Origin of the sequence: Pedomonas sp. (assembly GCF_036515995.1) — a bacterium.
Taxonomy (GTDB): domain Bacteria; phylum Pseudomonadota; class Alphaproteobacteria; order Sphingomonadales; family Sphingomonadaceae; genus Pedomonas.
This window is the reverse complement of record NZ_DATBUP010000233.1, coordinates 1-2,607: the sequence shown is the minus strand read 5'-3', so window position 1 is coordinate 2,607 and position 2,607 is coordinate 1. Positions and strand designations below refer to the sequence as shown.

Here is a 2,607-nt window from a genome sequence, read left to right as displayed (position 1 = left end):
GGCTGCCGGCCGGATTGGCCGCATTGCGCCAGATGGCCGGATCGTCAGCCGCGTCATCCTGCGTCTCGACCGGGTCGGTCTCCGCCTTGGCGGTGACCGTCAGCGCGGCCGGGACGGAAGTCTCCGGGGCAGAGCAGGCTCCCAGGAACAGCACGCCGGCTGTCATGAGCAGGGATCTTTTGAGCATAATGTTATCCTCCAGATATGTAATGCGGGCGCGTTGCCCTCTGGTGCGGGCTTGCTGCCGACAGGCTGACGGACGATGGAGTCCCTCGCCTGTTTTGCGCTGAACGGTACGGAGCTGATCCGCTTGCAAGTGACGTTGCAAAGGGGCAATGCGACGACCCGAGCCGCATGAGCCCTCGGGACGGGAAGAGGCGGCCAGGCGGGGGATACGCCCCCTGCCGGCAGGCGTATCCCGTCCGATCCTCCTAGAAGTTCGCGCGGGCGCCGAACTTTGCCGTCCAGCCATATTCTTCGTACTGGAGCAGGCGATTGCCGGCATCGCCGCGCTGGTAGGCGGTGTAGGTGGCGTCGTTCACGTTGACCCACTCGGCGAACAGCTGGAGGTTTTTCGTGACACGGTACTTGCCGCTGAGATCGACCTGGAAGTGCCTGCGCACATGGCGGTCCTCCTCTGCCGTCCCGCCGACCTCATCCAGATAGCCGCTGCGGTAGGCGCCCGCGACGCGCAGGCTGAGAGGGCCCTTCTCATACCCCAGAACAGCATTGAAGGTGTGCCTGGATGAGGCGGGAAGGGAGATCACGCGACCATCGGCCAGTTTCCCTTCCGTGTCGGTGAAGGTGTAGTTGAAGTTGACCAACAGGCCGTCCAGCGGCTCTGGCAGGAAGGTGAGGGCCTGCTGGTAGCTGAACTCCAGCCCTTTCACCTTGGCCTTCTCGCCATTGATCGGGATGACGGCGTCATCAAAGGCGATGCCGTTGAAGACCCCGTTGTAAGGCGCGCTGTCGGCGCCGAACTCGGCATTGACGATGAAATTGTCGATGGTCTTGTAGAACGCGCCGATCTGGATCACGGCGTTCCGGGCAAAATAATACTCCGCCGAGAAGTCCAGATTCCAGGCCTTGTACGGCTCAAGCGCAGGGTTGCCGAATTCGCCCTCGCGCGCGCCATCATCGCTTTCCTCGATCATGAAGCGCGGGGCGATCTGGCCCATGTTCGGCCGCACCACGCTGCGCGATGCGCCAAGGCGCACCACCACGTCTTTTGCCGCCTGATAGCGCAGGGTCGCGCTGGGCAGCCAGTCGGTGTAGCTGCGCTTGAAATCAACCGGCGTTGCAACGACCAGATCCTCGCCGTCCGGCGCGCCCTCCTCGATAAGGTCGACACGGTTGCCGCCCATGTCGTTCTTCGTGTGCTCCATGCGCACACCGCCGACCAGCTTGAGCGTGCCGGTATCAAAGCTGCCCATCAGATATCCAGCGTAGATATCCTCCTTGACCTTGAAGTCTGCAGCAGCCGATTCAAACGCGGTATCAACGGTGTTCAGCTCGAAGTCCCCAAAGCCGCCCGACAGGAGGCGGCGCACCGCTTTGGGGCTCGCCACCGGATCGATCACGCCGAGGTCGTAATCCTGCTTGCCCAGAACATCGGCCAGCGTGATATCGCCGTTTTCGTAAACGTCGATATTGAGATCATAGGTCTTGTCGCGCAGCCGGGCCTTGCCGCCGAACTGGACGTCAAATGTTCCGGAGGACAGTGCAAAACTGCGGGTGATATCCGCCCGGACCGTCCATTCCTTGTCTTTTGCATCGCTGAGGCTGGTGCGCTCGATCTTGTCGAGTTCGTATCCGGCAGGATCGCTGAAGGCGTCATTGCCATGTGTGATGGCATAGGCCGGCTTGCGATAATCGCTCCAGTCAAAGTCGACGCCCAAGGGGTCATCGCCATCGAACTCGCGCTCAAAGGCGATGGGGTCGATCGACCCGTTCTCGCGCTCCGATGACTTTGCAAGCGAGCCTTCGTACCGGAAGGTCCACGGACCGGTCTCGGTCTTGCCGCCCACAGACACGGAGGCGATCTTCTGGACCTCAAAGCGGTCCTTCAGGTCGCGCTCGACCTTGATCTCGCCGTCCTCGCCTGTGTCGAACCGGCTGATGGCGCCGGACCCGCCAACTGGCGCCGCATCCGCCAGATCGAAGATCAGCCGCTTGCGGTATTCCTGATCCTCGAAGCGGCTGTAAAGCCCGCGCGCATAAAAACTGGTGCTGTCGCTGGCGCGCCAGTCGAGCGTAAGGGACGCGCCCAGACGTTCGCGCTCCACGTCATAGTCGCGGTACTCCAGCGTCTCCGCCCAAGCGGTGCCGTCCTCCTCGGTCCAGTCGTCCGCCTCGATGTTGTCGGTTGCAAAGCGGCGCTTGTAGTAGGACAGGCCGCCGGCAATGCCGAAATTGTCCCCAAGGCGGGTGGCGAAGTCGACGCTGCCCTTGGGCGAGGTCTTGCCGGTCAGGTCGTTGTGCGAGCCCTCGACCGACAGGGCGACAAATGGCTTCTTGCGATCGAACGCGCTGGTGGTGTTGATCTCGATCGACGCACCGATGGTGTCTGCATCCATGTCCGGCGTCAGGGTCTTCTTGATCTCGATG

The 2,607-nt window shown here is 62.3% G+C and carries 2 protein-coding genes; both read right to left on the bottom strand.

The window, feature by feature from the left end; genetic code table 11:
* On the bottom strand, window positions 1-187 hold a 187-nt coding region (locus VIG90_RS17085; RefSeq protein WP_331594730.1), incomplete at its 3' end, for a phytase.
* A 244-nt stretch (window positions 188-431) separates the two neighbouring features.
* Window positions 432-2,607: TonB-dependent receptor (locus VIG90_RS17080; protein ID WP_331594729.1), on the bottom strand; the 2,176-nt coding region annotated here is incomplete at its 5' end.